At 56.0% G+C, this 25,431-nt stretch carries 27 protein-coding genes and 2 tRNA genes; 10 read left to right on the forward strand and 19 right to left on the reverse strand.

Annotation, left to right across the window (positions count from 1 at the left end; genetic code table 11):
• Nucleotides 1–198 precede the first annotated feature (198 nt).
• From GQX66_RS10810 to GQX66_RS10820, 3 genes are read left to right on the forward strand one after another with little or no spacing between them, the layout of a single operon-like run.
• Entirely contained in the window at nucleotides 199–417 is a 219-nt protein-coding gene (locus tag GQX66_RS10810) for a 4-oxalocrotonate tautomerase family protein (protein ID WP_007952610.1), read from the forward strand.
• Complete coding sequence (locus GQX66_RS10815; protein ID WP_240868831.1) at nucleotides 414–1,058, forward strand: DsbA family oxidoreductase; 645 nt, start codon at nucleotides 414–416, stop codon at nucleotides 1,056–1,058. The genes GQX66_RS10810 and GQX66_RS10815 overlap by 4 nt, the downstream gene beginning before the upstream one ends.
• Before the next feature lie 33 nt (nucleotides 1,059–1,091).
• The gene (locus GQX66_RS10820; protein ID WP_240868834.1) at nucleotides 1,092–1,802 is read left to right on the forward strand and encodes an SDR family NAD(P)-dependent oxidoreductase; all 711 of its coding nucleotides are present in this window, start codon (nucleotides 1,092–1,094) and stop codon (nucleotides 1,800–1,802) included.
• A 58-nt stretch (nucleotides 1,803–1,860) separates the two neighbouring features.
• Here GQX66_RS10820 and GQX66_RS10825 read toward each other — a convergent pair whose 3' ends face one another.
• Nucleotides 1,861–2,127 (reverse strand): DUF3077 domain-containing protein, encoded by a 267-nt coding sequence (locus GQX66_RS10825; RefSeq protein WP_240868837.1) that lies wholly within the window; start codon nucleotides 2,125–2,127, stop codon nucleotides 1,861–1,863.
• Between the two features lie 668 nt (nucleotides 2,128–2,795).
• Between GQX66_RS10825 and GQX66_RS10830 the strand changes: the two genes are divergently transcribed.
• The 4 genes from GQX66_RS10830 to GQX66_RS10845 all read left to right on the forward strand — a co-directional run bounded on the left by GQX66_RS10830 (nucleotide 2,796) and on the right by GQX66_RS10845 (nucleotide 6,156).
• The gene (locus GQX66_RS10830) at nucleotides 2,796–3,815 is read left to right on the forward strand and encodes a hypothetical protein (RefSeq protein WP_240868840.1); all 1,020 of its coding nucleotides are present in this window, start codon (nucleotides 2,796–2,798) and stop codon (nucleotides 3,813–3,815) included.
• 26 nt (nucleotides 3,816–3,841) lie between these two features.
• Entirely contained in the window at nucleotides 3,842–4,456 is a 615-nt protein-coding gene (locus tag GQX66_RS10835) for an NADAR family protein (protein WP_240868843.1), read from the forward strand.
• A 624-nt stretch (nucleotides 4,457–5,080) separates the two neighbouring features.
• Nucleotides 5,081–5,368 (forward strand): helix-turn-helix domain-containing protein, encoded by a 288-nt coding sequence (locus tag GQX66_RS10840; RefSeq protein WP_240868846.1) that lies wholly within the window; start codon nucleotides 5,081–5,083, stop codon nucleotides 5,366–5,368.
• Between the two features lie 134 nt (nucleotides 5,369–5,502).
• Nucleotides 5,503–6,156: a sce7726 family protein gene (locus GQX66_RS10845; RefSeq protein WP_240868849.1), complete on the forward strand. Its 654-nt coding sequence runs from the start codon at nucleotides 5,503–5,505 to the stop codon at nucleotides 6,154–6,156.
• Nucleotides 6,157–6,162: 6 nt separating this feature from the next.
• Here GQX66_RS10845 and GQX66_RS10850 read toward each other — a convergent pair whose 3' ends face one another.
• The 10 genes from GQX66_RS10850 to GQX66_RS10895 all read right to left on the reverse strand — a co-directional run bounded on the left by GQX66_RS10850 (nucleotide 6,163) and on the right by GQX66_RS10895 (nucleotide 14,536).
• A complete protein-coding gene (locus tag GQX66_RS10850; protein ID WP_240868852.1) occupies nucleotides 6,163–7,290 on the reverse strand; it encodes a beta family protein in 1,128 nt (375 codons plus the stop codon).
• A gap of 3 nt (nucleotides 7,291–7,293) precedes the next feature.
• Nucleotides 7,294–7,788, reverse strand: a complete 495-nt coding sequence (locus tag GQX66_RS10855) for an ImmA/IrrE family metallo-endopeptidase (RefSeq protein ID WP_240868854.1) — start codon at nucleotides 7,786–7,788, stop codon at nucleotides 7,294–7,296.
• Nucleotides 7,785–8,489, reverse strand: coding sequence for a hypothetical protein (locus tag GQX66_RS10860; protein ID WP_240868857.1), 705 nt, complete (start codon nucleotides 8,487–8,489; stop codon nucleotides 7,785–7,787). Before GQX66_RS10860 ends, GQX66_RS10855 begins: the two co-directional genes overlap by 4 nt.
• Nucleotides 8,490–9,014: 525 nt before the next feature.
• Nucleotides 9,015–9,090 (reverse strand) — tRNA-Thr (locus tag GQX66_RS10865).
• Nucleotides 9,091–9,166: 76 nt separating this feature from the next.
• Nucleotides 9,167–9,982 carry an FkbM family methyltransferase gene (locus tag GQX66_RS10870; protein ID WP_240868860.1) on the reverse strand — a complete coding sequence of 272 codons (816 nt, stop codon included), beginning with the start codon at nucleotides 9,980–9,982 and terminating at the stop codon, nucleotides 9,167–9,169.
• A 344-nt stretch (nucleotides 9,983–10,326) separates the two neighbouring features.
• On the reverse strand, nucleotides 10,327–11,562 hold the full coding sequence (locus GQX66_RS10875; protein WP_240868862.1) for a methyltransferase: 1,236 nt from the start codon (nucleotides 11,560–11,562) through the stop codon (nucleotides 10,327–10,329).
• Nucleotides 11,543–12,232, reverse strand: coding sequence for an ABC transporter permease (locus GQX66_RS10880; protein ID WP_039764656.1), 690 nt, complete (start codon nucleotides 12,230–12,232; stop codon nucleotides 11,543–11,545). The genes GQX66_RS10875 and GQX66_RS10880 overlap by 20 nt, the downstream gene beginning before the upstream one ends.
• Nucleotides 12,229–12,924: an ABC transporter permease gene (locus tag GQX66_RS10885; RefSeq protein ID WP_240868865.1), complete on the reverse strand. Its 696-nt coding sequence runs from the start codon at nucleotides 12,922–12,924 to the stop codon at nucleotides 12,229–12,231. The genes GQX66_RS10880 and GQX66_RS10885 overlap by 4 nt, the downstream gene beginning before the upstream one ends.
• 78 nt (nucleotides 12,925–13,002) lie before the next feature.
• Nucleotides 13,003–13,749 carry an ABC transporter substrate-binding protein gene (locus GQX66_RS10890; RefSeq protein WP_240868869.1) on the reverse strand — a complete coding sequence of 249 codons (747 nt, stop codon included), beginning with the start codon at nucleotides 13,747–13,749 and terminating at the stop codon, nucleotides 13,003–13,005.
• A 13-nt stretch (nucleotides 13,750–13,762) separates the two neighbouring features.
• Nucleotides 13,763–14,536, reverse strand: a complete 774-nt coding sequence (locus tag GQX66_RS10895) for an ABC transporter ATP-binding protein (RefSeq protein ID WP_007897462.1) — start codon at nucleotides 14,534–14,536, stop codon at nucleotides 13,763–13,765.
• 552 nt (nucleotides 14,537–15,088) lie between these two features.
• Between GQX66_RS10895 and gabP the strand changes: the two genes are divergently transcribed.
• Nucleotides 15,089–16,480, forward strand: a complete 1,392-nt coding sequence (gabP, locus tag GQX66_RS10900; RefSeq protein ID WP_240868873.1) for a GABA permease — start codon at nucleotides 15,089–15,091, stop codon at nucleotides 16,478–16,480.
• 70 nt (nucleotides 16,481–16,550) lie between these two features.
• Here the strand turns inward: gabP and GQX66_RS10905 are convergent, their stop codons facing one another.
• The 3 genes from GQX66_RS10905 to GQX66_RS10915 are packed head-to-tail and all read right to left on the reverse strand — an operon-like array spanning nucleotide 16,551 to nucleotide 18,397.
• On the reverse strand, nucleotides 16,551–17,003 hold the full coding sequence (locus tag GQX66_RS10905; RefSeq protein WP_039764661.1) for a hypothetical protein: 453 nt from the start codon (nucleotides 17,001–17,003) through the stop codon (nucleotides 16,551–16,553).
• A 6-nt stretch (nucleotides 17,004–17,009) separates the two neighbouring features.
• Entirely contained in the window at nucleotides 17,010–17,423 is a 414-nt protein-coding gene (locus tag GQX66_RS10910; protein ID WP_064592813.1) for a hypothetical protein, read from the reverse strand.
• 20 nt (nucleotides 17,424–17,443) lie between these two features.
• Nucleotides 17,444–18,397, reverse strand: coding sequence for an alpha/beta fold hydrolase (locus GQX66_RS10915; protein WP_240868876.1), 954 nt, complete (start codon nucleotides 18,395–18,397; stop codon nucleotides 17,444–17,446).
• A 265-nt stretch (nucleotides 18,398–18,662) separates the two neighbouring features.
• On the opposite strand from GQX66_RS10915, the gene GQX66_RS10920 reads away from it, so the two are divergent.
• Nucleotides 18,663–19,112, forward strand: a complete 450-nt coding sequence (locus tag GQX66_RS10920) for a carboxypeptidase regulatory-like domain-containing protein (protein ID WP_240868880.1) — start codon at nucleotides 18,663–18,665, stop codon at nucleotides 19,110–19,112.
• Here the strand turns inward: GQX66_RS10920 and GQX66_RS10925 are convergent.
• The 5 genes from GQX66_RS10925 to GQX66_RS10945 all read right to left on the reverse strand — a co-directional run bounded on the left by GQX66_RS10925 (nucleotide 19,109) and on the right by GQX66_RS10945 (nucleotide 23,322).
• On the reverse strand, nucleotides 19,109–19,447 hold the full coding sequence (locus GQX66_RS10925) for a hypothetical protein (protein WP_240868890.1): 339 nt from the start codon (nucleotides 19,445–19,447) through the stop codon (nucleotides 19,109–19,111). The two genes, GQX66_RS10920 and GQX66_RS10925, sit on opposite strands and share 4 nt — an antisense overlap.
• A gap of 136 nt (nucleotides 19,448–19,583) precedes the next feature.
• Nucleotides 19,584–19,659: transfer RNA gene (locus GQX66_RS10930), tRNA-Phe, on the reverse strand.
• Between the two features lie 104 nt (nucleotides 19,660–19,763).
• Nucleotides 19,764–20,036, reverse strand: a complete 273-nt coding sequence (locus GQX66_RS10935; protein ID WP_007952551.1) for an oxidative damage protection protein — start codon at nucleotides 20,034–20,036, stop codon at nucleotides 19,764–19,766.
• Nucleotides 20,033–21,100, reverse strand: coding sequence for an A/G-specific adenine glycosylase (gene mutY / locus GQX66_RS10940; RefSeq protein WP_240868893.1), 1,068 nt, complete (start codon nucleotides 21,098–21,100; stop codon nucleotides 20,033–20,035). The genes GQX66_RS10935 and mutY overlap by 4 nt, the downstream gene beginning before the upstream one ends.
• Complete coding sequence (locus GQX66_RS10945) at nucleotides 21,097–23,322, reverse strand: AsmA family protein (protein WP_240868895.1); 2,226 nt, start codon at nucleotides 23,320–23,322, stop codon at nucleotides 21,097–21,099. The genes mutY and GQX66_RS10945 overlap by 4 nt, the downstream gene beginning before the upstream one ends.
• Nucleotides 23,323–23,677: 355 nt before the next feature.
• On the opposite strand from GQX66_RS10945, the gene GQX66_RS10950 reads away from it, so the two are divergent.
• Nucleotides 23,678–25,342, forward strand: a complete 1,665-nt coding sequence (locus tag GQX66_RS10950; RefSeq protein WP_039764668.1) for an OFA family MFS transporter — start codon at nucleotides 23,678–23,680, stop codon at nucleotides 25,340–25,342.
• Nucleotides 25,343–25,431 lie beyond the last annotated feature (89 nt).

A 25,431-nucleotide genomic window follows, 5' to 3' on the forward strand; every position in this document is an offset into this window, starting at 1 on the left:
GGGGTCAAAAAAAGTGCACGGTTTGGGTGCGTCTGCGGGTTTTTTCAAAGGAGTTTTGCCGCGATTTTTACAGGCTATTCATTACACCACCTCACAAATGAAGTACCCCACCCCTACTTTTTCCCCTCCCGGCACACGCCTAAATTGAGCTCCAACACCTGACCATCATCCCGAGGGCAGGTCACTGGAGTAGTCGTCATGCCATTTGTCAGCGTACGCATCACCCGCGACGGTGTTACCCGTGAGCAGAAAGCTCAGGTGATCGCCGAAATCACCGAAACCCTGGAACGCGTCCTCAACAAACGCCCGGACCTGACCCACATCGTGATCGAAGAAGTCGACACCGATAACTGGGGTTACGCCGGCATCACCACCACCGAATACCGCCGACAACTGGCGGAACGGGGCCAGTCATGACCCCGACCGTGACCATCGATTTCGTCTCCGACGTGGTGTGCCCCTGGTGCGCACTCGGGGCGACAGCGCTGGAGCAGGCGATCGGCAATCTGGCCGGCGAGGTTTCGGTGGAGCTGACCTACAAGCCCTTCGAACTCAACCCGGACATGCCCGCTGAAGGCGAACCGGCCGTGCAGCACCTGATGCGTAAATACGGCCGCACCGCCGAAGACGTCGCCGCCGGCAAGAAGATGCAGATCGAACGCGGCAAGGCCATCGGTTTCGAGTTCGATCTGGAGAAACGCACGCACTTTCACAACACCTTCGACGCCCATCGATTGCTGATGTGGGCGGCGCAGGAAGGGCGGCAGATCGCGCTGAAAAAGATCCTGCTGCGCGCTTACTTCCGCGACGGCGACAACCCCAACGATCACCCGACGCTGATCCGTCTGGCGACCGAAGCAGGACTGGATGCGGCGAGGGCCCGCAAGGTGCTGGCCAACGACGAATTCGCCAGCGAAGTGCGGCAACTGCAGGCGTTCTACCGGCAGCACGGGATCAACTCGGTGCCCGCGCTGATCCTGAACGGCAAGCACCTGGTGTCCGGTTCGCAATCGGTCGAGTACTACGAACAAATGCTGAAACAACTGGCTAGCGCCTGATTCAACACCCACTTATTGATTGAGGATTTCATCATGAGCAATTCGAAAAAAACCGTCGTCATCACTGGCGCCTCTCAAGGTCTGGGCGAAGGCATGGTCAAGGCCTTCCGTGAGCTGGGCTACAACATCATCGCTACTTCGCGCTCGATCAAACCGTCGAACGACCCGCAGATCCTGACCATCGCCGGTGACATCGGCGACCCGGCCACCGCTCAACGCGTGATCAGCGAAGGCGTGGCCCGCTTCGGCCGCATCGACACCCTGGTCAACAACGCCGGCATCTTCGTCGCCAAACCGTTCACCGCCTACACCCCGGAAGATTACGCAGCGGTGCTGTCGGTCAACCTCAACGGCTTCTTCTACATAACCCAACTGGCCATCGCCGAGATGGAAAAACAGGGCAAGGGCCACGTGGTCAACATCACCACCAGCCTCGTCGACCACGCCATCGACGGCGTGCCCTCGGTCCTCGCTTCCCTGACCAAGGGCGGCCTCAACGCCGCCACCAAATCCCTGGCCATCGAATACGCCAAGCGCGGAATCCGGGTGAACGCGGTATCGCCGGGCATCATCAAGACACCGATGCACGGCGAGGAAACCCACGCGGCGCTGGGTGCGCTGCATCCGGTTGGGCACATGGGCGAGATCGACGACATTGCGCAGGCGGTGGTGTATCTCGATAACGCGAAGTTTGTGACCGGCGAGATTCTGCATGTGGATGGTGGGCAGAGTGCTGGGCACTGATTGATGTGGTAACTCAAAGCCCTTGCAGCGATGCGAGGGCTTTTTTACGGGCGACGGTTTACGGATCGGGGCTCAGCACTTTGACCGCGTCATCGACCAGCGCCTTGCTCAACTCCTGCAAGTATTGCGAGGCGCAGGCGTGGAGTTCCGGGTCGTTGGCGGCAGAAGTATCTGATGTGAGCAGTTTGGAAATGTGCAGCAGGTGGGATGCGTGGGAGAGGGCGGTAACGACCGGGACGCCGGAGTTGGTGCGGAACAGTGCGTGGCTGGACTGGAAGGAGAAATGGGTAAGGCCGAGGGTTTTCAGATCGTGGGGATGGGTCATGGCTTCACCTACCGTTTGCTGGGAGGTGGAAAGGGCAGACTTTGGACGGATCGATGCTAATCATTTGTGAAACTCCCTGTATCAAATGAGGGCTGCCAATTCGTTATCAGGCGAATGGGGTGGCAGCTATGCGCAGGCTGATAAACCGGAGATACAGGAACCCGGCAGACCCGAAGGTCTCCCACGCACGGCCGCCATTACACGGAATTGCAGGCATGAAAAAGCGCCGACAAACGTGGGTTGGGGCGCTGGTGCGCCTGTATCTTACGCGGGTTATCAGGCCCGGTCGCTGGATTGGCAGCGACGGGTTCGACGGTAGCGTAGGGGAGGGTTGGGCGCAATCGTGGCTAGCTGGTGGCGATTCAGCAACCTAGGTCAACACAGCATTGGCCGCCCCATGTAGAGATAATCTGGCCCATATCCAGCAGTCTTCTGCCTCCTGCCATGCTGCACTCGAACAGTCCCCCCACAGCTGCCGTTATGTGTCAGCGGTGATTCTGGGCGTTAGGTGCTGAGGGGAGATGAAAAGAACATGAGTGTATCCCGAGGTGTAGCAGATGCAGCGATTCCAAAGGTATTAATGCAAAACAGAAAATTTTTGTGGCTTGATGGGCGGGCCAGAATAGTGGCACTCTGCCAATTCACTCACATAGGTAAGGGAGAACCGTATGTCAACACGTGATGAGCTTGTTCTGGAACTTGTGAATATTATCTCTGATTACAGAACAGGTGAGATAAATAAGCCAGACTCTAAGCATGTTGATACCTGGCTCGCGCAGTTTGATTCTGATAAGCAAGAAGCGGTACTTTCTGAAGTTTTGCATGTATTTAAAAAGACTTATATTTCAAGAACCTCTATGATCGGGGCTCTAAGTTCTGTTGCTGAGTTTAAGCCGTTTGTGGGCGATACGCCAAGGAATCACTGGAGTACCGCTACGGTATTAGATATTCAAAAAGGTGGTAATAGTCAGCACGAGCTCGCACAGTTGCTAAAGAACGTAGTAAATGAAAAATATGGTGTGGAAGTATCTATCAATAAGATGGACAATCTACGGTTCTATTATATTGACGATAATTTATGCTCTGGAAGTCGAGCTATCCAAGATTTGACTGCTTGGATTGAAGGGGTGGCCCCTAGTGAGTGTCAGCTAAATTTGTATTTTGTCGTGCTGCATACATATGGGTATTGGCGCGTAAGTGAGAAAATTAAGTCAGTAATAGCTAGTTGTGGTAAGAATATTAAGGTTGAATGGGCTTGGTGTATACAGCCTGAAGATCGAAAGTCATGTAATTACAATGCGGATGTGCTGCGGCCAGTATCGGCTCCAGATAGCGAAGCTGTAAATGACTATATTGAATCAATGGTGCATAAGCCGGTATATCGTGTTGCGGGAGGTAAGGGGGAGCTGGATATTTTCTCTTCCGAGGCAGCGCGTAACTTGTTAGAGCAAGAGTTTCTTGTAAAAGGTGTCGATATTCGAAGTAAATGTACAAGTCTGAAAGATCAGCACCGCCCGCTGGGATATAGCGGTCTCGAGACATTAGGTTTTGGATCCATGATTGTGACCTACCGTAATTGCCCAAACAATGCCCCCTTGGCATTGTGGGTGGGCGATCCTTGGTATCCTCTCTTGCCACGGGCCACCAATAATGATGCTAAAATTCGTAGAATGTTTGAGAATTGGTGAGCTGTAAGGGGTAGGGAGTGATGGGAATGAGGAAGGTGGCTATCCGTGTTTATGCTCCGTCAGAAAGTTTAGTTTTTTTGAAAACTAAAGAAGTTTTTGGGGGGCTGTCGAATATGGCAGGGGGGTATCCAATTATAGTCAATGATGTTGTTTTTTTGACTTCGGAAGCTCTCTACCAGTCGTGCCGCTTTCCTCATCTCCCTGAGCTTCAGAGACTCATAGTTTCTCAGACAAGTCCCATGACTGCAAAAATGAGAATCAAGCCAATGTTAAACGAGTCTAGAGAGGACTGGCTACAGGTTCGTGTCCGGGTTATGCGATGGTGTATCGCGTGTAAGCTAGTGCAGAATTGGACTCGATTTTCTGAGCTGTTGTTAAATACAGGAGATCTACCAATTGTCGAACAGTCGCGTAAGGATAGATTTTGGGGAGCAGTGCCCGTTGAAGGGAAGTTAGTGGGTGCGAACGTCCTCGGCAGGCTGTTGATGGAGTTGCGAGAAACTGTTAGGCAGGGTGGACAGTTTTTTGAAGTTTTACCACCCGTGCCAGAAGTTGATAGGTTTTTACTGTTCGGTAAGAGTGTTGGTCGTGTTGCTTTTTGCGATGGAAGTGACTTGCATAAGGTTGATTCTCTTTTTTGATTATTCATTGAGAGTTGACTCCAGGATTTCTGTCAAATAGAAAAGGTCTTCCCGTAGCTTGTTTGTAAGAAAGTTAATAGTTTGAGGGGGGGTAATTAATTAATGCAGATCTATTTATCTTTCACTTGTAGTTTTTGACAAGGTGACAGATCCATTTTTCGAATACTCGATACTGGCAAGCCTCCCGTGCGTTAAATTTGGTTTGAGCAACGTGCATCGGCCCGGACAAGTCGCCTAAACACCATTCTTCCGAAGCTGCTAGATTCTGTATTAGACAAACGCGCATTGCTTAACTATACGGCAATGCCGTATAGTTCCGCCCATATATATCATTATCGAAACCGAAATTTTCAAGCGCTATGCTGACGGTATCTGGGCCGATGGTGAGCGGCATGAATTCATAACCTGGCTTGCCGCAAACCCGCTGGTCGGTGACGTCGTTCCTAGTAGCGGAGGCCTGCGCAAGGTTCGCTGGTCTCGTAGCGGCATGGGCAAGCGAGTTGGTACACGTGTCATCTATTACACACGCTTTCCGAAGGCTCAATTTGGTTGCTGATTGCCTACACCAAGGGTCAAATTCGACAACCTGCCCACAGTTTAAGCAACTGAAGGAGTAAATCAGCGATGGTCAATGAACTGGAGCAATTTCAGCAGGACTTGCTGGACTCTGTCCGCCAGATGAAGGCGGGAAAAGCTGCTCGTGTGACAGAGGTGCCACTCTCGGCGGCCGCTGAAGCGCGGGCCAAGGTGGGCGTTTCACAGAGCGCATTTGCCAAGTTGATCGGCGTGAGTTTGCGGACGTTGCAGGATTGGGAGCAGGGTCGCAGGCAGCCGACAGGCGCGGCACAGACATTGTTACGTGTTGCTAGCCAGCATCCGGAAGCATTGCGGGATCTACAGCCTGCTTATTAGAACCTCAGCATGGAAATTAATAATAATCTGTCAGCCAATCAAAGTTCAGATTAAGTAAGCCATGTAGATTGAGATCGTAGCCCTCGATGATTGTTCTGTTTTACTGATCTAATATATTAAAGTGGTATTTGGGAATGGGTGAGAAAGAAATTAAGGCTGCAGTTCTTAACAGGCTTCTAAAAATAGGGCAGATTGATATTTCGTCCATTGTTTTTAGCGAGATGAACTTGGCTAGAAAGTCTCGTCGAATTGATCTTGGCTATATTCGCGGGCAGGAAATGGTTGCGATTGAAATTAAGAGCGAAAAAGACTCACTATTTCGATTGGCTGGGCAGCTTGAGGAGTACAGAAAGTATTTTGATCGTGTAATAGTTGCTGTTGCGGGAAAATATGTAGAGGGGGTTTTGGCTCTTGCTGACGATGATGTTGCTGTATGGGAGGTTGATTCTAACGGAATACGGGTTGTTCGTAAGGGCCGATTAATAAAAAATATATCAAAGCAAAATTACGTCGAGCTAATGACCAAGCGAGAGGTGTCATTTTTAGCTAGGCGTGCAGGCATAATTTCCGCTGATCTGGCAATGTATGAACTGAAATTAGCAGTTATATCAAGTTTAGATAAAATCTCCAAGTCTGACGTTAAGAAAACGCTTATCGAGGGCATATCTAAAAGATTTAGTATGCCGTCGCATCGTTTTTTGGATAAGGTCTGTTCCATCGAAAACATAAGGCCATGTGATATAACTCTGCTAAGTCCATATGTAAAGCATGTGGCCAATGTTTTCTGAGGAGGATTAATCTATCCATTCTTCATCTGTATTGATTTCGCTATCAACAGAGTTGTAGTGTAGCTGGTTGAAAAGATGGATGTTAATACGTGCTGCGGTGGCTTTTTGAGCGCTGTAGATTCCAAAATCGCTATTCTCAGCGGTGATTTCAATCTGCTGTGTTCCCCAAAGCCTTAGCTCCGGAATCCAATAATCGCTGTTGACTATCTCTTTTGCAATTTCTATATACGCGGCTTTGCGCTTTGTTTTTGAATCGGGTGCATTTTCATCAACTTCACGCCTAACGAATTTCCAGTCTTTTTTTAATGGATAGTCGATCCTTGGAGGTGGAACTCCCGAGCCACCCTCTTGTTTTTCTGCACGCGCACTTCCCCTGTCGGAATATATAACTGGACTGAAATTATGATTATCCGTTATCGAGTTGAACAGGATTCTCTCATATATAGAATTGCTTCCTCTATGTTGTCCTGCAAAGCCGGAAGGAAAAGATGATGAACTTATTGATAGGGTGACATCTTCAATCTCGCGCTTTGCCTTTAGCATTAATGATTTTAGAAGTGGCAACCTTTCATGGAAGTTTACATCTATTCCGCCTAAATCGTAGACGATTAAAATGTTTTTAACCTTGGCTTTGTTCAGAGCGGTGATTAGGTGGTCATGCTTGCCGATGTTTTTTTCATTTGGCTGGATTCTTAAAACAATCCCCCTTCCAAGGGATGAAAGTTTTTCTATCTGATCCTCAAGGCCATCTAGGCTTTCGTGTCGAATGCAAGGGATTGCGTTCGTTTGGTGTTTTATAAATTGATACCAGTTTTCGTAACTATTGTTGGAGTCTAATAATTCTGCGAGCTCCTGATAAACTGGCTTGTCGGGATACTCCCCAGTAAATAGAAAAACTTTATTCTCGGAGAGGAATTTTTCATCAATGTCGGAGATCCAGAGGCGGTTTCCTATGGATTCCTCAATTTTCTTGAGAGTGTTTTCTAAACGATGAGCAGTAACCCATCCCCTTAGGGGGAAAACAGGAATGATTCTATCTTTTTCCTTATCAGGGAGTTGTCCGATAGCAGCCATCTCGGCCGGGCTTATCGCAAGAATCGGTATATAATTGAAATTTTGAAATGGTCCTTGCATAGCTTATTTCTTCCCTGTTCTGATTTTTATCGCTGCAAGTGATACCTGAGCTAATTCTGCAATTTTTTTGTATCTGTCTTCTGGCTTTAAAGTACTGTGTGTAATCAACGCCTCTTGAATTAATGTGGTAGGCATTATTATATCTGCGGCTAGTCTATTTGCCTCTCTCTCCAGATCATCCGAAAGCCTTGAGCGATAAAGTACATCGTCTGTAATTCCACCAGCGAGACGTTCGCGATGTAATAAAAAGTGAGCAATTTCATGCGCGATAGTAAACCGCTGGCGCTCTTTTACATCGTGGCGGTTAACTTTTATCGTAACAATACCCTCGGCTTCTCTAATTTCACCTGATATTGATCCAGGCATAGTAGATTTCAAAATGACCAAGCCAAGATCCTTAGCAATTGCTCCAACAGGCACTGGTAGATTTATTTGATGCGAAGATATAATGGCTTTCTGGTCGTCGCTCAGGAAATTCCACTCTGACGAAGTTCTCAATTTGGGTTCTCCTCGTCTATCATGTCATCCAACATAGTAGTATCTCGATAAACAATGTTTTCCACAGCGTTTTCAATAAGTTTATCAAATCTATTTTCGTTGATTAATTTTATTATATTTTCTTCGGTTGCTTTTGGGATTTCTTCTTTTGCTACATTTTTTACAGTTTCCTTCGCAGTTTTCTGAGCCTCTTTAATCGCTTTGTTTTTTATATTGCGATAGCCAGGTATTGCAAGGACTGCGATCAAAACGGCAAGTGTAGTTATAATTACGGACACAGCAGTCAGCAGGATAGTCGCTACACTGTTTTCTTCGGGTTGTCTGAGTTGTAATATTTCTTTTTCCAAATTCTTTATTTTTTCAGCTTGGATTTTTACTTCTAGTTCGAGAGCTTGTGTTTTGGAGTTGGGTTTGGAAATGATTGATTGAACAACATGCTGAATGAAAAGATAGTCTTCTAGGTTATTGTGCGGCGTAAAATTTTGTTTTTTTGAATCATGTATCTCACTTTCTGCTTTTAGTGAATTCGCAGAAATGGAGAAGCCAAAGATCATAAAAATTACTAATATTTTTAAAGTTGTTTTTGATGTTGCTACTCTGGATCTTGTAGGAGAATTCGGTGCTGTTGGCGAAGAGCTGACCGTTAATGAAGGTATTTGTATTAAGAGAGAGTGCTCTTTCGGGAAATCCTTATAATTCATGGCGGCATCCTCTCCTTTTTGAATAAACTAAAATTTCTATAGTTTGGTGATATGGCTAGGAGTGGAATTTTTCCACTAACTCTCTAGTGTTAGTGTGCCACTATGTGCGACAGGTGTACAACCTCAGATAAAACCTGTTTTGTCTAGAGAGGTCCCCGCAGAAATTCAATCGAGGATCAGAAATAGTATCCATTGATAACGTTTGTATAGAAAGTCTTTCATAATCAATAAGTTAAGGATTTCTAGCTCTGGTTTTATTTTCTTCAACCACTCTTGAGAGGTATTCGCGTGTGGTTTCGAAACTGGGTTGAGTTGCAGTTTCGAGTGACCAATTTCGTTCATTTATGTAGAAAAGGTGATTCCGGAAAGCGTGACAGATCTTCTGTCTCTGTGGATTGCTACTTGAGCGAGGAGCAAACGAGTCACTTATTCTCAGTGAAAAAATCTCCCCCATTGCGGCAAGAGCATTCTCCAAACCCCAGAAACAACAAAGCCCCTGCATTTCTGCAGAGGCTTTGTTTTGTATGGTGCCGGCACCAGGAATCGAACCCGGGACCTACTGATTACAAGTCAGTTGCTCTACCATCTGAGCTATACCGGCGTGTGGGCGACGATTATAGCGACTCGGGTGCTTCTGTAAACCCCTGAATTCAGACTATTTTTGCGCCCCCTGCGATTCACGCCCGGCGCAGGACGTTGCGCAGTTTTTGTACAGTGCGCCAGGCGCGGCTGTTTTGCATGGCGCGCAGTTCGGCTTCGGCTTGTTCGGCGCGTTGCAGGGCGGTTTCCAGTGCAGGGTTGATCGGGTGGGCGAGGTTGTGGCCTTTGCACAGCTGGAAGTTGTCGAGGTTGCACGGTGGCAGGTCGAACGCGGGTTTGAGGGCGATGTGTTCGTTGGCCAGGAAGAAGCTGTTGAGGCCGTCGAACAAGACGTTGGTGTAGCCGGCGTCGGTCACCAGGTGTTCCCAGGTGTGGTCGCGCTCCCATGGGGTTTCGATGAGGATGATCCAGGGGCGGAAGCGACTGAAGTCCATGCCGCGCAGGACGGTTTCTTCGTGGCCTTCGACGTCGATTTTCAGGAAGTGGATTGGCCGCTCGGCGGCGTGTTCTTCGCAGATCGAGGTCAGTGTGCGTGCGTTGACGGTGAGGCTTTGCACGTCCATGCCGAGGTTTTTGCGTTCTTGCGCAACGACCGGGTCAGCGGTGGACAGCCCGGTGTCGGGAATGCCGTAGAAGGTCAGTTCGCCCGCCTGGTCGCTGGCTACGCATTGCAGCGTGGTGTCGCGGGGGCGATGTTTGCGAAGTGCGTCGTGGTAGTTCTGCATCGGTTCGACATTGATGCCTTGCCAGCCGCGATCGTAAAAGGCCTTGGTGACCGAGTCGTGGATCGGGTCATTGGCGCCGACGTCGATATAAAAACCGTTTTCAAAATACTGCAGGGCGCGCCAAAGGCGAACGTCCTCGAAATTCTGTGCGTAAGAAATGAACGTCACGGTCGCTTCCTGTCGGTCAGATTTTTCTTGTTCGGGCCTGCGCTACCTGCACGGCGTAGGTCTGTATAGCAAGGGCGGATGGCAGGCGCAATTGCCCGTTCGCGGCGTCCGCGATTCGGCGGTTATGTCCTTTTGGTCGAGGGCTTATGCACAACAGGCTCTGAAGAGGGCGCGCTTAGGCAGGTTTTTGTGGACGGGTTCTCATTTGAATCGCAAATCCCTGTTTTGCCGGTTTTTTATTCATATGAACAAAAAATGACCAGCGCTGATAGTGGCCTGAAACAGCCGTGGATATTGGATCCACGATAATTCCATCAACAGAGTTATCCACAGGCTGTGGAAGATTAAACGCGCTCGCCCAGCAACAGCAAATTGCGCGGTGTGAGCGGCGCTTCGCAGAAGGTGCCGAGACGTACGACGTATCCTTGTTCGGTGAGGAAAAGTGCCCGATCCAGATTCAGCCAAAGCTCCAGCGGCCGTCGGAACAGTCCGCGCAGCAATTCCAGATTGCGAACTTCGGCTAACCGCTGCCAACCGGCGGCTTCCAGTGCTACCCAATCTGGCGAGCCGATTGTGGATAACTCTTTCAGCGCTGCCAGGTCGCGGCAGTAATCAGTAAACGGTTTGTCCAGCCAGGCGGTTGGCAGAGAAGGCGTTGGCAGATATTCGTCGACGCCGCGCACTTGCCGTTGCAGGAGGTCGAAGGCCAGTCGCCGGGCCATGGAGGTGTCACGCTGACGTCGGACGCGGGCACCAGCGGTGACGGTTTCGCTCATTGGCAGTGAAAGATCTTCCAGCGAGAGCTGTAGGTCTGATCGCGCACCTGCGGAGGACAACGCTTGATATTCAGTGCGACTGATCCGGTTGTAGCAGCACGGGGCGATCGCCAATTGTCGGCAGCCAGCGGCAGAGGCCAGTTGCATCAATCGAACATGCAGATCACCGCAAGCGTGCAGGGCAACAGGCGTGTGTTCGGCGTTCAGCAATAAAGCGGTGTTCGCCGCGAGCACATCCTGCTCCACATGCAGCGCATGCAGGTGATGCCGCTGACTCAGCGCCTGACCGCTGGCAACCAGCGCCGGGTCGTATTCCAGACAGGTGAGTTGCTGGCCAGCGCCGAGCAGACGCCGTCCCAAATGCCCTTTTCCCGAACACCAGTCCAGCCAGTGCTTCGGTTGCGCGGCAAACGACAAACGGCTGGCGAAGGCCTCAATCTGCTGCCATTTGCGCCCCGGCACATCGACATTCAGACGATGCCCGGCGGCTTCCAGCGAATGTGCAGGCAGTTCACCCACCGCACTCAGTTCAAGCGACAACGCCGCCAACGAAGCAAATGGCTCCGGCGCATTCAAGATTTCGGCAGGTTGGTTGTGGGCGTTTTCCGCATCTTCCAGCGACCGCCCGCGTAGCCACGAGGACAATTCAGGGTAGGACGCTTCCCATGGCAGTTGCAGATGAGTGAACGGGCGGGGTTTCCACAGCGCCTGATGCGTTGTGAGAAATGTATCCAGTGCCGTGAAGCGGGCGAGTAGGGCCTCGCCCGTCAGCACGTCGGAAGAATCAGCGTCCCTGGCACGCATCGACGCGCAGCCAGCGTTCCAGCAGTTTGAAGCCGCGAACCAGCACGTAGGCCATCACCAGATAGAACACGCCAGCGGCGAAGAAAATCTCCACCGGCAGGTAAGTGCGGGCAATGATCGTGCGCGCCATGCCGGTCAATTCCAGCAGGGTCACGGTGCTGGCCAGGGCACTGGCCTTGAGCATCAGGATCACTTCGTTGCTATAGGCCGGCAGGCCGATGCGCGCGGCGCGCGGCAGGATGATGTAGAACAGCGCTTTCGGCCGGGACATGCCCAGCGCCCGCGCCGCTTCGATCTCGCCCGGCGGAATCGCCTGGATCGCCCCGCGCAGGATCTCGGCGATGTACGCCGCGGTGTGCAGGGTCATGGTCGCGGTAGCGCACCAGAACGGATCGCGCAGGTACGGCCACATCGAGCTGTTACGCACCGCGTCGAACTGCGCCAGGCCGTAGTAGACCAGGAACAGTTGAACCAGCAACGGCGTGCCACGGAAAAAGAAGATGTAGGCGTAGGGCACAGCGCGCACGTACCACAGCTTCGAAGAACGGGCGATGCCCAGCGGAATCGCCAGCAGCAAACCGGCGATCACGGCGATGGCCACCAGTTCCAGGGTCAGCGTTGCGCCCTGGGCCAGTTTCGGCAGCCACTTGATGATGACTTCCCAATTCATTGAGCGCTCCTCGCGAAGCCGCGTGCGGCGCGTTTTTCCAGCAGGTGCATGCCGATCATCGCCAGCACGGTCAGGCACAGGTACATAAGCGCCGCCACCATATAGAAGGTGAATGGCTGCTTGGACACGGTCACGCCGATCTGCGCGTGGCGCATGATTTCTTCCAGGCCGATGACCGACACCAGCGCGGTGTCTTTCATCAGGATCATGAACAGGTTGCCCAGGCCGGGCAGGGCGATGCGCCACATTTGCGGCATGATCAGTCTGGTGAAGATCCGCGATTTCGACAGGCCCAGGGCCACGCCAGCCTCGCGGTGGCCTTTGGGAATGGCGAGGATCGCGCCACGAAACACTTCCGTGGCGTAGGCGCCGAAGCACAGACCCAGCGCAATGACGCCGGCGGCGAAGGCGCTGAGTTCCAGTTCGGGGTTGCCGAGGAATTCACCGAACGCGCGCATCGCGTTGACCGTACCGAAGTAGATCAACAGCACCCAGAGCAATTCCGGGACGCCGCGCACCAGGGTCGAATAGGTTCCGCCAAGCCACTGCAGCGGCTTGTACGGGGAAGTCTTGGCCAAGGCGCCGAGCAGACCGAGCACCAGCCCCAGGCACAGGGCCGAGAGTGCCAGTTTGACGGTCATCAGCGCGCCGGCGAATAGCGCCGGGCCGAATCCGTAGAGGTCGATAATCATGGATTTCTTTTCAAATCGCGGCAGGCAAGGCCGGGGATCGGCGCCGTCATGTGGCGGCGCCGATCCGGCAGGTCAGGATCAGTAGATGCTGAACGGGAAGTACTTGTCGTTGATCTTCTTGTAGGTGCCGTCGGCAACGATTTCCTTCAGCGCAGCGTTCAGCTTCTCGCGGATCGGGTCGCCTTTACGTACAGCGATACCGATCTTGTCGCTTTCTTCCACCGGATCGCCCTTGAATTCATAGGCTTTGCCGGCGTCGCTTTTCAGCCACTCGTAGTTGACGTATTTGTCGGCGAGGATGCCGTCCAGACGACCGGAGGTCAGGTCGAGGTAGGCGTTTTCCTGGGTGTCGTAGAGTTTCACTTCGACGCCCGGCGTGTTGTCTTCCATGAAGGTGCCGGCGAGGGTCGCGCGCTGGGCGCCGATCACTTTGCCTTTGAGGGAGTCCTTGTCGGTCTTGAACTCTTTATCCTTCGGCGCGATGAATTGCAGCTTGTTGGAGTAGTACGGGTCGGTGAAGTCCACCGCTTGCTTGCGCTCGTCGGTGATCGACATCGAGGAGATCAGAAAGTCGAACTTCTTGGCGTTCAGGGCCGGGATGATGCCGTCCCAGTCGGAGGTGACCACGGAGCATTCAACTTTCATCTTGGCGCACAGGGCGTCGCCGATGTCTTTGTCGAAGCCGACGACGTTGCCGCTGGCGTCTTTATTGTTGAACGGCGGGTAAGCCGCTTCGATGCCCATCTTCAGGGTCTCGGCCATTGCACCGGCGCTGAACGCGAGGGTGACGGCGGCGGCCAGGAAGACCTTTTTGTAGTTCTGCATGCGGGTAGCTCCGTTAGCGGTTGCTGGACATGAATTGTTTGCAGCGCGCCGAAAGCGGGTTTTCGAACACCTGCTGTGGCGATCCTTGCTCTTCTACCAGGCCCTGGTGGAGGAACACCACTTCGCTGGAGACCTGACGGGCGAAGCCCATTTCATGGGTCACGAGCAGCATGGTGCGGCCTTCTTCGGCCAATGCGCGGATGACATTAAGTACTTCCTGGACCATTTCCGGGTCAAGGGCGGAGGTGGGCTCGTCGAACAGGATCACCTTGGGCTGCATCGCCAGCGTGCGGGCAATCGCCGCGCGCTGTTGCTGGCCGCCGGACAGTTGCGCCGGATAGGCGTGGCGCTTGTCGGCGATGCCGACCTTGGCCAGCAGCGCTTCGGCGACTTCGATGGCTTCGGCCTTGCTCTGGCCGAGCACGCGGCGTGGGGCTTCAATGATGTTGTCGAGCACGCTCATGTGCGGCCACAGATTAAAGTTTTGAAACACAAAACCAATCTCGGAGCGCAGGCGATTGATCTGCTTGCCGTCGGCGGCAACCAGTTCGCCATTCTTGGCGGCCTTGAGCTTGAGTTCTTCCCCGGCCACCAGGATCTGGCCCTGATGCGGGTTTTCCAACAGGTTGATGCATCGCAGGAACGTGGACTTGCCGGAACCGGAGGAACCCAGGATCGAGATCACATCGCCGTCGCGGGCGGTCAGCGAGATGCCTTTGAGCACCTCAAGCTGTCCGTAGCGTTTGTGCAAGTTGCGGATTTCAAGCGCGGGCGTGGCCTCAGCCATGTGCGTTCCTCATATATGTTGCGCTCCTGCTGTTGGCCGGCCTTCCTGGCGAGGCGGCCAAGCTAGCATAGCGTTTCAATGGCAGCCAACAGCGCTACGAGTGGTAAACGGATGGCCTGTGGCAGGTTGTCGCATCGGCGCAGCAGACTGTCGCCCCATCAACAACCGAACGGGTGTTTGAACGTGAATTCCCGTGGGTGTCGCGTAAAAAAAGGCGCGATGTTGCCACCTTTGGCGGGGTGTTGGAAGCGCTATCCGGCCGAACGTTCCTCATTCGCCCTTTTATTGTGCATCCCGTACTTTTTCAGTGTGTTTCTGGTGCGCCGATTCGTTTAGAAAGTGAGTCGCAGGGTAACGCTTTGGCGAAAGGCCATTATTCTCAAGGACTTGCGGTGACTGTCCGGTCGCGCTGAAAACCGCAGGCCAGAAGAGTTTGAAACATTTTGGCGCATTTATTGCGTGCAGAATCCGGAACGCCCCGTTGGATTCTTTTTACGAGAAGGAACGCCAGACGGGCCGGACGCAATCGCTTTCCTCGCAAAGGTAGTTCCAATGAGCAGTACCCAAAGCTCCAATGGCCTCGAACAGGGGCTCAAACCGCGTCATGTGACCATGCTGTCGATCGCCGGGGTGATCGGTGCAGGTCTGTTCGTCGGCTCCGGCCACGCCATCGCCGCCGCCGGTCCCGCTGTTCTGCTGGCTTACGCCGCTGCTGGCGCGCTGGTTGTGCTGGTCATGCGCATGCTCGGCGAAATGGCGGTTGCCTCGCCTGACACCGGCTCCTTCTCGACTTACGCCGACCGCGCTATCGGTCACTGGGCCGGTTTCACCATCGGCTGGCTGTACTGGTGGTTCTGGGTCTTGGTAATTCCGCTGGAAGCCAACGCCGCCGCAACCATCCTGCACGCATGGTTCCCTGGTGTGGATATCTGGGCCTTCGCGCTGATCATCACCATGCTGCTGACGGTGACCAACCTGTTCAGCGTGAAAAACTACGGTGAGTTCGAATTCTGGTTCGCCCTGCTCAAAGTCGTGGCGATCATCGGTTTCATCATTCTTGGCGTTGCGGCCATTTTCGGCTTCCTGCCGAACAGCCAGGTCAGCGGTGTTTCGCACATCTTCGACACCCAGGGCTTCCTGCCAAACGGCATGGGCGCAGTATTGGGCGCGATCCTGACCACCATGTTCTCCTTCATGGGTACCGAGATCGTGACCATCGCGGCCGCGGAATCGAAGAACCCTGGCAAGCAGATCTCCAAGGCGACCAACTCGGTGATCTGGCGGATCGGCCTGTTCTACCTCGTTTCGATCTTCATCGTTGTGGCCCTGGTGCCATGGAACGACCCGGTTCTGGCCAGCGTTGGTTCCTACCAGACCGTGCTTGAGCGCATGGGCATCCCGAACGCCAAGATGATCGTCGACATCGTGGTTCTGGTTGCGGTGACCAGTTGCCTGAACTCGGCGCTGTACACCTCTTCGCGCATGCTGTTCTCCCTCGGCAAGCGCGGCGATGCACCGGCCATGTCGACCCGCACCAACAAGAGCGGCACCCCTTACTGGGCAGTGATGCTGTCCACCGGCGCGGCGTTCCTGTGCACCTTCGCCAACTACGTGGCCCCGGCTGCAGTGTTCGAGTTCCTGCTGGCCAGCTCCGGCGCCATCGCGCTGCTGGTGTACCTGGTGATCGCGATTTCGCAACTGCGCATGCGTAAACAACGCATGGCTCGCGGCGAGAAAATCGTCTTCAGCATGTGGCTGTTCCCGGGCCTGACCTACGCGGTGATCGTATTCATCGTCGCGGCCCTGACCATCATGCTGTTCCAGGACGCCCACCGCGTGGAAATCCTCGCGACCGGCCTGCTCAGCCTGCTGGTGGTTGCTGCCGGCCTGCTGGTGGCTCGCCGCCGCAATCTGGAAAAGCGTGGCGCAGCGGTTCTGAACTGATCCGCAACACGTAACGCAAAACGGCCGCTGTCAGTGATGACAAGCGGCCGTTTTTGTTACTGCGAGCGGTTTATTCGCTCTTTTCTTCCTGCGCTTCCACCGACTGACCGTAGGTGTCCAGCGCAATCCCGAAATCGCTGATGAACTGCGGTTCGCTCAGCCACGCCTGGGCGGTCTCGCGATCCATGCCATCGGCCCACATGCGGTAGTCGATCAGCATGTCGGCGGCCAGGTGAGTGGCGGCCATGCCTTCGTTCTCGGCGTTTTCCATGTCCAGCAGTTCAGGATGGTCGACGATGATGAACGCCAGTTCACGCAGCAGCGTCAGGAGCATTTCGTTGCGGCTGACGGCTTCGGCGTCGCGCATTTTGCTGAACATCGCCAGGGTGTATTCCGGGATCGGCTCGGCGAGGTGACCGAGGTCATCGTCCTGGGCCAGCGGTTTGCGACCGACCATGCGGATTTGCTTGGCTTTGGCCTTGGCGCGTTTGGCGCGTTTCTGTTGCTTGTTCAGGGATGCCATGGGAACTCAGTTTTTCTGTTGGGTTTGTGCGGCGATTGCGTCGGACGCGGCCACATAGTCTTTCTGGAAATCCGGCGATTCGATCCACGCCAGAGCGCCAGCCTCGTCAGTCTCGGTGGCCCACTGGCGGTACTCGATCAGCGCGGCGAGGATGAAGTCCATCGCGCCTTCTTCGCCTTCCTGCTCGTACACCAGCTCCAGCAGCGGGTCTTCGAGGAACGCGGTGCACAGGGCCTGCTGGCTGATCTTTTCGGCGTCGATCATTTTCTTGAACAGTTCGGTCAGGTCCACCGACTCAAAATCGATGCGGTCGTCGTTCGGGTCCAGCTCGACCGGCGCTTCCGCACGTTTGGTGCGGTTCTGCTTGGCCTTGGTCTTGGCCCGGGCGGCGCGTTTTTGCTGCTTGTTGGCGGAAGCCATGGTGTGTGTTCCGTGGTGCGTTAAAGGGCTTGGCTGCGTGGGATTTTGCGCCCCGGTGTGTCGGAGGCCAGTTCGCCAGTCTGCAGCCAGGTCAGAGCGATGGGCCATAGTGTGGCTTGGTATGCGCTGCGAAAAAAGGCGAAATGTCCGACTTGCTGTTCGCCGATGTCCTGCGGCTCGATTCGCAGGTGGGTCTTTTGCGCGTTGTGGAAGTAGGCGAGCAGGCGTTCGATGGCGGGAATCGTGCCGTAGGGATCATCGCTGATGCTGATTGCCAGGGCTTTGGCCCGGACGTTGGCGAAGGGCAAGTCCGCCATGGTTCTCCCGCTCGGGCGCCGCTCGTAACGCGCGGCAGGCGTGCTCCAGTCGCGCACCACACCGGCAGGCGTGTCTTCCAGCCAGCCAATTCGTTTGCCCGGGAAGTAGCCACAGAACAGCGTGACCAGCGGCATCAGCAGGTGCCATTTGCCGAACATTCGCCAGCGGTGCTCGGGCGCGTAATCGCGCCAGTAAGCGAATTGCGCGCCGACCGTCACCAGTCGTCGGATTACCTGTCCGGACGCCCCCAGGCCTGCTGCGCAGCCGCCGAAGCTGTGCCCGACCACATCGATCGGCTGCCCGGGAAACTCCCGCTGCGCACGTTTGAGCATCGCCTCGAAATCCCGCGCGCCCCAATCCGTCCACGAAGCCTGCAAACGCTTCATCGACTTCGGCCGCGATTCGCCAATGCCCCGGTAGTCGTAAATGATCACGTCGAAGCCGTTGGCGAACAGATACGCCGCGAAGCGCGAGTAGTGGCGGCAGCGCACGGACGTGGCGGCGTTGATGATCACCACCGGGCGTTGTGGGTCGGGCGAAGCTTGGCGCCAGGTGAAGCCGCCGAGCAGATAGCCGTCGGCGGCGGGCTCTTGGAAGGGCTCGCTTTCAATGTCGGAAGCTTGGCCAAGTGGAGGTGGCGCAGTTTGTAGGTTCATGGGTTTCGAGCCTGGCTAGAACGGGTCGAGAATGAACTTCACGCGGGATGTAATGCAATGACTTGGTACGCAGTGCGTACCGGATTGACGGTTCGATTAGGCGGTCGCCAATCCGTGACGCAGTGCGTCATGAATTGGCCGGAAGATACTTCTGTAGTCCTTTTCGCATTCAAGGCAACTCCCAATCGTTCTAAAACCCACCCCGCAAGACAAAATCTAAAAAGAGGTAACGATTGGGTTCCGCGAGAGCCCGGGAGTCGTCCTCATGAAACGCATTCTTTCCTTCGTGCTGCCCGTTGCCGCTGCGGCGGTGCTGCTGTTTCCGATCATGGCGCAGGCTGCGAGTCTGGAGCCGATCGACAGTTCCGCTGTGCAGGTTCAGCAGCAAGAGCAAAACGGTGTTCGTTATCTGGCCGGCGGGATTGGTGAAGATGAGTCGAAAGCCATTCAGCAATCCGCGGGCTACAACCTGCACATGACCTTCGCTGTCGGTACGCAAAACGAATACACCGCCGATGTCGACGTGGCGATCCAGAAAGCCCCCGGTCAAACCGTGCTGACGCTGAATCAGACCGGGCCATTGGTGTACGTTCAGTTACCGCCAGGCAAGTACACGGTCGTCGCCACCCGCAAGGGTGAAACGCGTCGGGATGTGGCGCAAGTAGGCGGCGGTGCTGCGCGCAATCTGGTGTTCCACTGGAGCGACAACACCTAACGTCGCCGACGGTCACGCCCGGGTGGCGTGACCGTCGCGGTGCGTCCCATCCAGATCAGAAGCCAGGCAGCGCCCGACAGGAAGAGTGCGAAGAGGCAGTGCGTGGCAACAGTGAACCAGAAGTCGAAGGACTGTTCGGCCTGTGAATACACGGCGAAGTGTTTCCCCCGAGCCATGTTGCTGATGCGTCCCTGAATCAGGCCGTTCACCGTTTCATAAGTGATCAGGCCTAAGCAGAGGGTCAGTACGGTGCCGAGAGCGATCATCAACCAGTCGGTGCGTTTTACGGGTGGCGCAGGATGGGGCAGGGGGACGCGGGTTCTTTTCTGGTTCATCGCGGTGATGACCCTCTTCCGTAAGGGTTGAGCAACGTATCGCCAATTCCGGCCTGCAAGAAGGGCGGGATCGGGCCGTCATCAAATCGCAGGCATAAAAAAACCCTGAATCTTGCGATTCAGGGTTTTCGGTATTTGGTGCCCAGAGACGGAATCGAACCGCCGACACGGGGATTTTCAATCCCCTGCTCTACCGACTGAGCTATCTGGGCAACGGGGCGCATTAAAAGGGTTTTTCGGATTTACGTCAACGACTTTTTTAAAATTTCTTAAATTAATTCCGTCGCTTACGATCCGACCCCCGATTTCGCGGGGTTTACTCTGCAGGCGGAACGTAGCCTTCCGCTTGAGCGTATTCCTCGCCGGAGAAGTACTTGTCCATTTCGCCCTGAAGAAATTTGCGGTCTTCGGCGTTCATCATGTTCAGGCGTTTTTCGTTGATCAGCAGGGTCTGGTGTTTCTGCCAGTCGGCCCAGGCCTTGGCCGAGACGTGTTCGAAAATGTCCTGGCCCTTGGCGCCCGGGTACGGCGGGCGCTCCAGACCTTCGAGTTGTTCTTTGTACTTGCGGCACATTACGGTGCGGGTCATGTCGACTCTCCTGCATTCAAGACGGTGGCCGCGCGTTCGAGCAAGGTCTTGACCGGGGCGGCGAGGCCCAGGCGCGGCGGGGTGGCGAGGTTATACCAGAGCCAGTCGGCCTCGGCCACGTGACCGCCGGCCTCCTGCACCTGAACCAGCCAGGGTTCGATGGACAGCTGAAAGTGGCTGAAGGTGTGGACAAGGCTCGGCAGCGCCTGCTGCTCGCCCAGTTCCAGCGAGTGCTGCACAGCGAGGTGTTGCAGGTCGTCGAGGCCATCGAGTTCCGGCAGGCTCCACAAACCGCCCCACAATCCGCTGGACGGGCGGCGATAAAGCAGAATCGCGCCGTCCTCGTTGGCCAGCAGCGGCATCAGCGTGCGTTTCTGCGGGATAGCCTTGCGCGGTTTGGGGATCGGGTAACGCGTCTCCAGGCCGAGCATGTGCGCTTCGCAGCCCTTTTCCAGCGGACACAGGAGGCAGCTCGGCTTGCTGCGGGTGCAGAGCGTGGCGCCCAGATCCATCATCGCCTGGGTGTAGGCGTTGACCCGATCCTGCGGCGTAAAGCGCTCGGCGTTGGCCCACAGCTGTTTGGCGACCTTTGGCTCGCCGGGGTAGCCCTCCTGCGCGGTAAAGCGCGCCAGCACCCGTTTGACGTTGCCGTCGAGGATTGGCGCGCGCAGGCCCATGCTGATGCTGGCGATCGCGCCAGCGGTGGACAGGCCGATGCCCGGCAGCTCGGTAAGCTTCTCGACATCGCGCGGAAACTCGCCGCCATACTGGCTGACGACGATCTTCGCGGTCTTCTGCAAGTTGCGCGCGCGGGTGTAGTAACCCAGGCCCGTCCACAGGTGCAGCACCTCGTCCTCCGGCGCTTCGGCCAGGGCTTCGACCGTCGGCAGTGCCGCCATGAACCGGTCGAAGTAATTGAGCACGGTGCTGACCTGAGTCTGCTGCAACATGATCTCGGACACCCACACCCGATACGGGTTGATGTTCTGTTGCCAGGGCAAATCATGGCGTCCGTGGCGGTCGAACCATTCCAGCACCGCCGTGGAAAACTGCTCCGCTCTCATCGCTTGAACAGCCCCTTCAATGCGTTTTTCAGTTCCGGGCTGACTTTGTCACCCAGTTTCTCGTCGATTTTTTCGCTGATCTTGTCGCCGGCCAGTTTGCTCGCGACCTGGCCCATGCGTTCGTTGTCCACGCGGCAGGCCTTGGCGCCCAGTTCCAGCGGGCCACGGCAACGCAGCGGCCATTCGATGCCGACGAATTTGTCGCCGACCTGGCAGGCCGGGTCCGGCATGGCGCTGGTGTCACCTTCGACGATGATGCCGACGCGATAGTCCATGCCCAGCACTTTGAGGTCGATATCGCCGTCACCGTTGACGCTCATGCCGGGGATGCGCACTTTCAGGTCCGGGTTGCTGGCCACGCCGTTGCGGAAGGTCAGGTTGCCCTTGAGCTCCTGGAACGGTGTGTCCTTGCCGCGCGGCTCGCCGCTCAGGGATTTGCGGTTGAGGGTGGCGATGCCTTTGCATAGTTGCTGTTCAAGATTGGCGTTGAGCAGCACGCCGTTGTTGATCACGAAGCTGGCGTTGCCGTTGAGGGTTTCGATCAGCGCCTGCTGGCTGTTGCCGCTGCCGGTGACGGTGCTGGTGAGATTGACCAGACCCTTGACCGGCGGATTCTTGCCCTGGCTTTCGAGGATTTTCTCTACCGGCACCCGGTTGATCCGGGTTTGCAGGTTCAGCACTGGCGCGGTCTGGCGCACGTCGAGTGTGCCCTTGGCATCGAAGTCGCCGTTGTACAGCTCGCCGCGCAGGTTCTCCAGGGTCAGCAGGCCGCCCTGGCCGGTGGCTTTCAGTGCGGCGTTCTGGATTGGCAGCTTGTCGAGGGTCAACTGGCCGAAGGTCAGATCGGCGTTCACGTCGAGCTTGCTCAGGCGCTCGACAGGAAACAGGCGCTCGGTGCTCCAGGCGCTTTTGCTCGGTTTCTCCGGCAGCGGTGTGCTGCCGGCCCCGGCCATCGCATCGGCCTCGGTGCTGGCGACTTCGGCCTGACGGACCTGGGTAGCGTTATTGGCTTTTTCCGATTTCGGCGGCAGGTAGCGGTCGACGTTGAAGGTGTCGGCCTTGAGGACCGCTCGCAGCGATTGCTTGGCGAAATCTTCGACGGCGATGCGGCCGCTGAAGCTGCTGTCGTCGAGTTTCAGGTTGATGTTGTCCAGCGACACGCTGGTCGGCGTCGCGGCGACACGGCTGACCAGTTCAACCTTGCTCAGGCTGCCTTCGGCCATGGCCGGCAGGGTCTGGCCGATGCTGTCGACGAATTTCGCCAGGTCGAACTGGGCGATGGAAATCCCGCCGGTGATCTGTGGCGTCTTGTCCAGGTCGTTGGCCTTCAGTTCGCCCAGGGCGCGCAGCTGATTGACCGAGAGCTTGATGCCAGTCCATTCGGCGACGTTGGCGGCCTTGTCCAGCAACAGTTGGCCTTGAGCGGCGAAGGTCACGGTCTTGCCTTGCAACGGATCGCCGGCGACCTCGCCGGACAGCTTCAGGTCTTCGAACTTGTAGCGTTGCAGGGCGCGCTCGAAGCGCAGCTCGCCGTTGAGCTCGGTGCGCACCCGCAGCACTGGCTGGTTGGTGCCGAGGAACGCGGTGGCTTTGACCGGGATGTTGGTCGAATCGTGAACCGCGCCGGTGCTCAGCTGGATGCTTTCGGCGCTGAATTGCTTGCCGGTCAGCTCGTCGTTGTATTCCACGCGGGCGTTGTTGACGGTCAGGCTGTCGATGTCGAGGCGGATCGGCTGGGCCGGTTTTTCCGGTTGCGCAGGGGCCTCGGGGGCGGTTTCGGCCGTGGTGGTTGGCGCCGGGGCGCTGCCGGCCTTGGGCGGCACCTTGCCGATGTCTTCCCAGTTGCCATGACCATTCTTGTCACGGTTCAGGCGCAGGTTCAGGCCTTCGACGCGCACGTCGCTCATCTGCACTTCTCGGCGCAGCAGCGGCAGCACGCGAACGGACAGGCCGAGCATCTGCAGGTCGGCGAACGGTTCGGCAGGCTTGGCCAGGGTCGCGACGCTGGCCTCGTGCAGTTCCAGGCCGAGCCACGGGAACAGGCTCCAGCCGATGTCGCCATTGAGCGTCAGCTCGATGTGGGCCTTGTCGCGGGCAATCTGGCGGATCTCGTCTTTGTAGTCGTTGGGATCAAACAGGTGGGTCAGGGCGAAGCCCGCCGCCACAATGATCAGCAACAGCCCGAGAAGTACCAGACCCAGGATTTTGCCGAACGCTTTCATGGGCGAGTCCTTGTAAGTAGTCGAATTCGTAATTTAGCCGGGGAGTATAGCGCTGCATCAACCCGCGCTGTTGCGGTGTCCCGTGCAGCCTGCTGAACCTTGATGTACAGCGCTTCGACAACGATCGGCATCGGGGTTCCCCGGCATCAGGAGATCAGATGACTCAAAAAAGGTGATATCAGTTTGGTTTTTCTGTCACGTGCAAATGGTAACCTTCGCCCGTTCGTACGCCCATCTGCGACTTAACGTCGCGCTTTCAAGGAGCTTCACCCGCAAAAAAACGGTCATGCCTGCGTGCATAAAGGCCGGGGTGGGCAGTGGCTGGCGAACCATACTAATAATTGGGGGATACACAATGAGCACGACCATTACGGCGGACGGCTTCAAAGCCGATCAGCCCGGGTTCCTGTCCAAGGAACGCATCATCGCCAAGCCCGGTTTCAACCGTTGGCTGGTCCCGCCGGCCGCTCTGGCCATTCACCTGTGCATCGGCATGGCCTACGGCTTCTCGGTGTTCTGGTTGCCGCTGTCCAAGGCGCTGGGCGTCACCGCGCCGGTGGCTTGCGCACCGGACATGAGCTTCATCGCACAAGTGTTCTCGTCGCAATGCGACTGGCCGATCTCCATGCTCGGCTGGATCTACACCCTGTTCTTCATCTTCCTCGGCTGCTCGGCAGCGATCTGGGGTGGCTGGCTCGAACACGCAGGTCCACGCAAGGCCGGTGTTGTATCGGCACTGTGCTGGTGCGGCGGCCTGCTGATTTCCGCACTGGGGATCTATACCCACCAGATCTGGCTGATGTGGATCGGTTCCGGCGTGATCGGCGGTATCGGTCTGGGCCTGGGCTATATCTCGCCGGTCTCGACCCTGATCAAGTGGTTCCCGGACAAGCGCGGCATGGCGACCGGCATGGCGATCATGGGTTTCGGTGGTGGCGCGATGGTTGGTGCACCACTGGCGACCGCTCTGATGAGCCATTTCGCTTCGCCGACTGGCGTGGGCGTGTGGCAGAGCTTCGTGGCCATGGCTGCGATCTACTTCGTGTTCATGATCGGTGGCGCGCTGGCTTACCGCGTACCGCCAACCGGCTGGAAGCCTGAAGGCTGGACCGCGCCGGCGAAGAAAGCCTCGAACGCGATGATCACCCACCGTCACGTTCACGTGAATGTGGCGTGGAAGACCCCGCAATTCCGCCTGGTGTGGCTGGTGCTGTGCCTGAACGTGTCTGCCGGTATCGGCATCCTCGGCATGGCTTCGCCACTGTTGCAGGAAGTGTTCGGTGGCAAGCTGCTGGGCAACGATCTGCCGTTCGGTCAGCTGGATGCCGGTCAACTGGCTTCCATCGCAGCGATTGCGGCCGGTTTCACCGGTCTGCTGAGCCTGTTCAACATCGGCGGTCGTTTCTTCTGGGCGTCGTTCTCGGACTACCTGGGTCGCAAGAACACTTACTTCGTGTTCTTCGCACTGGGTTTTGCGCTGTACGCACTGATCCCGAACCTCGGTCACCTGGGCAACGTTGCGCTGTTCGTGGCGGCGTTCTGCATCATCCTGTCGATGTACGGCGGTGGTTTCGCGACCGTTCCGGCTTATCTGGCCGACCTGTTCGGTACGCAGATGGTGGGCGCGATCCACGGTCGTCTGCTGACGGCCTGGGCCGCCGCTGGCGTGCTGGGTCCGGTGCTGGTGAACTACCTGCGTGAGTATCAGCTGAGCATCGGCGTTGAACGCGCCGCCGCTTACGACATCACGCTGTACATCCTCGCCGGCCTGCTGGTACTGGGCTTCCTGTGCAACTTGCTGGTGCGCCCGGTGGCGGACAAGTACTTCATGACCGACGCCGAACTGGCCGCCGAACAGGCGCTGGGCCACGACAAGGGTGCTGACGGCAGCACCGTTCTGGAGTGGAAAGCCGCGCCGGGCAGCAAGCCATTGGCGATCGCTGCGTGGCTGGTGGTGGGGATTCCGTTGGCGTGGGGTGTTTGGGTGACCCTGCAGAAGACGGCGGTTCTGTTTCACTAAGTTCGTTTACACCTGATCGTTCCCACGCTCTGCGTGGGAATGTCTCCCTGTGACGCTCTGCGTCACATTCGAAGTGGACGCAGAGCGTC

It is taken from the genome of Pseudomonas sp. B707, from assembly GCF_022496685.1.
GTDB lineage: Bacteria > Pseudomonadota > Gammaproteobacteria > Pseudomonadales > Pseudomonadaceae > Aquipseudomonas > Aquipseudomonas paraglycinae.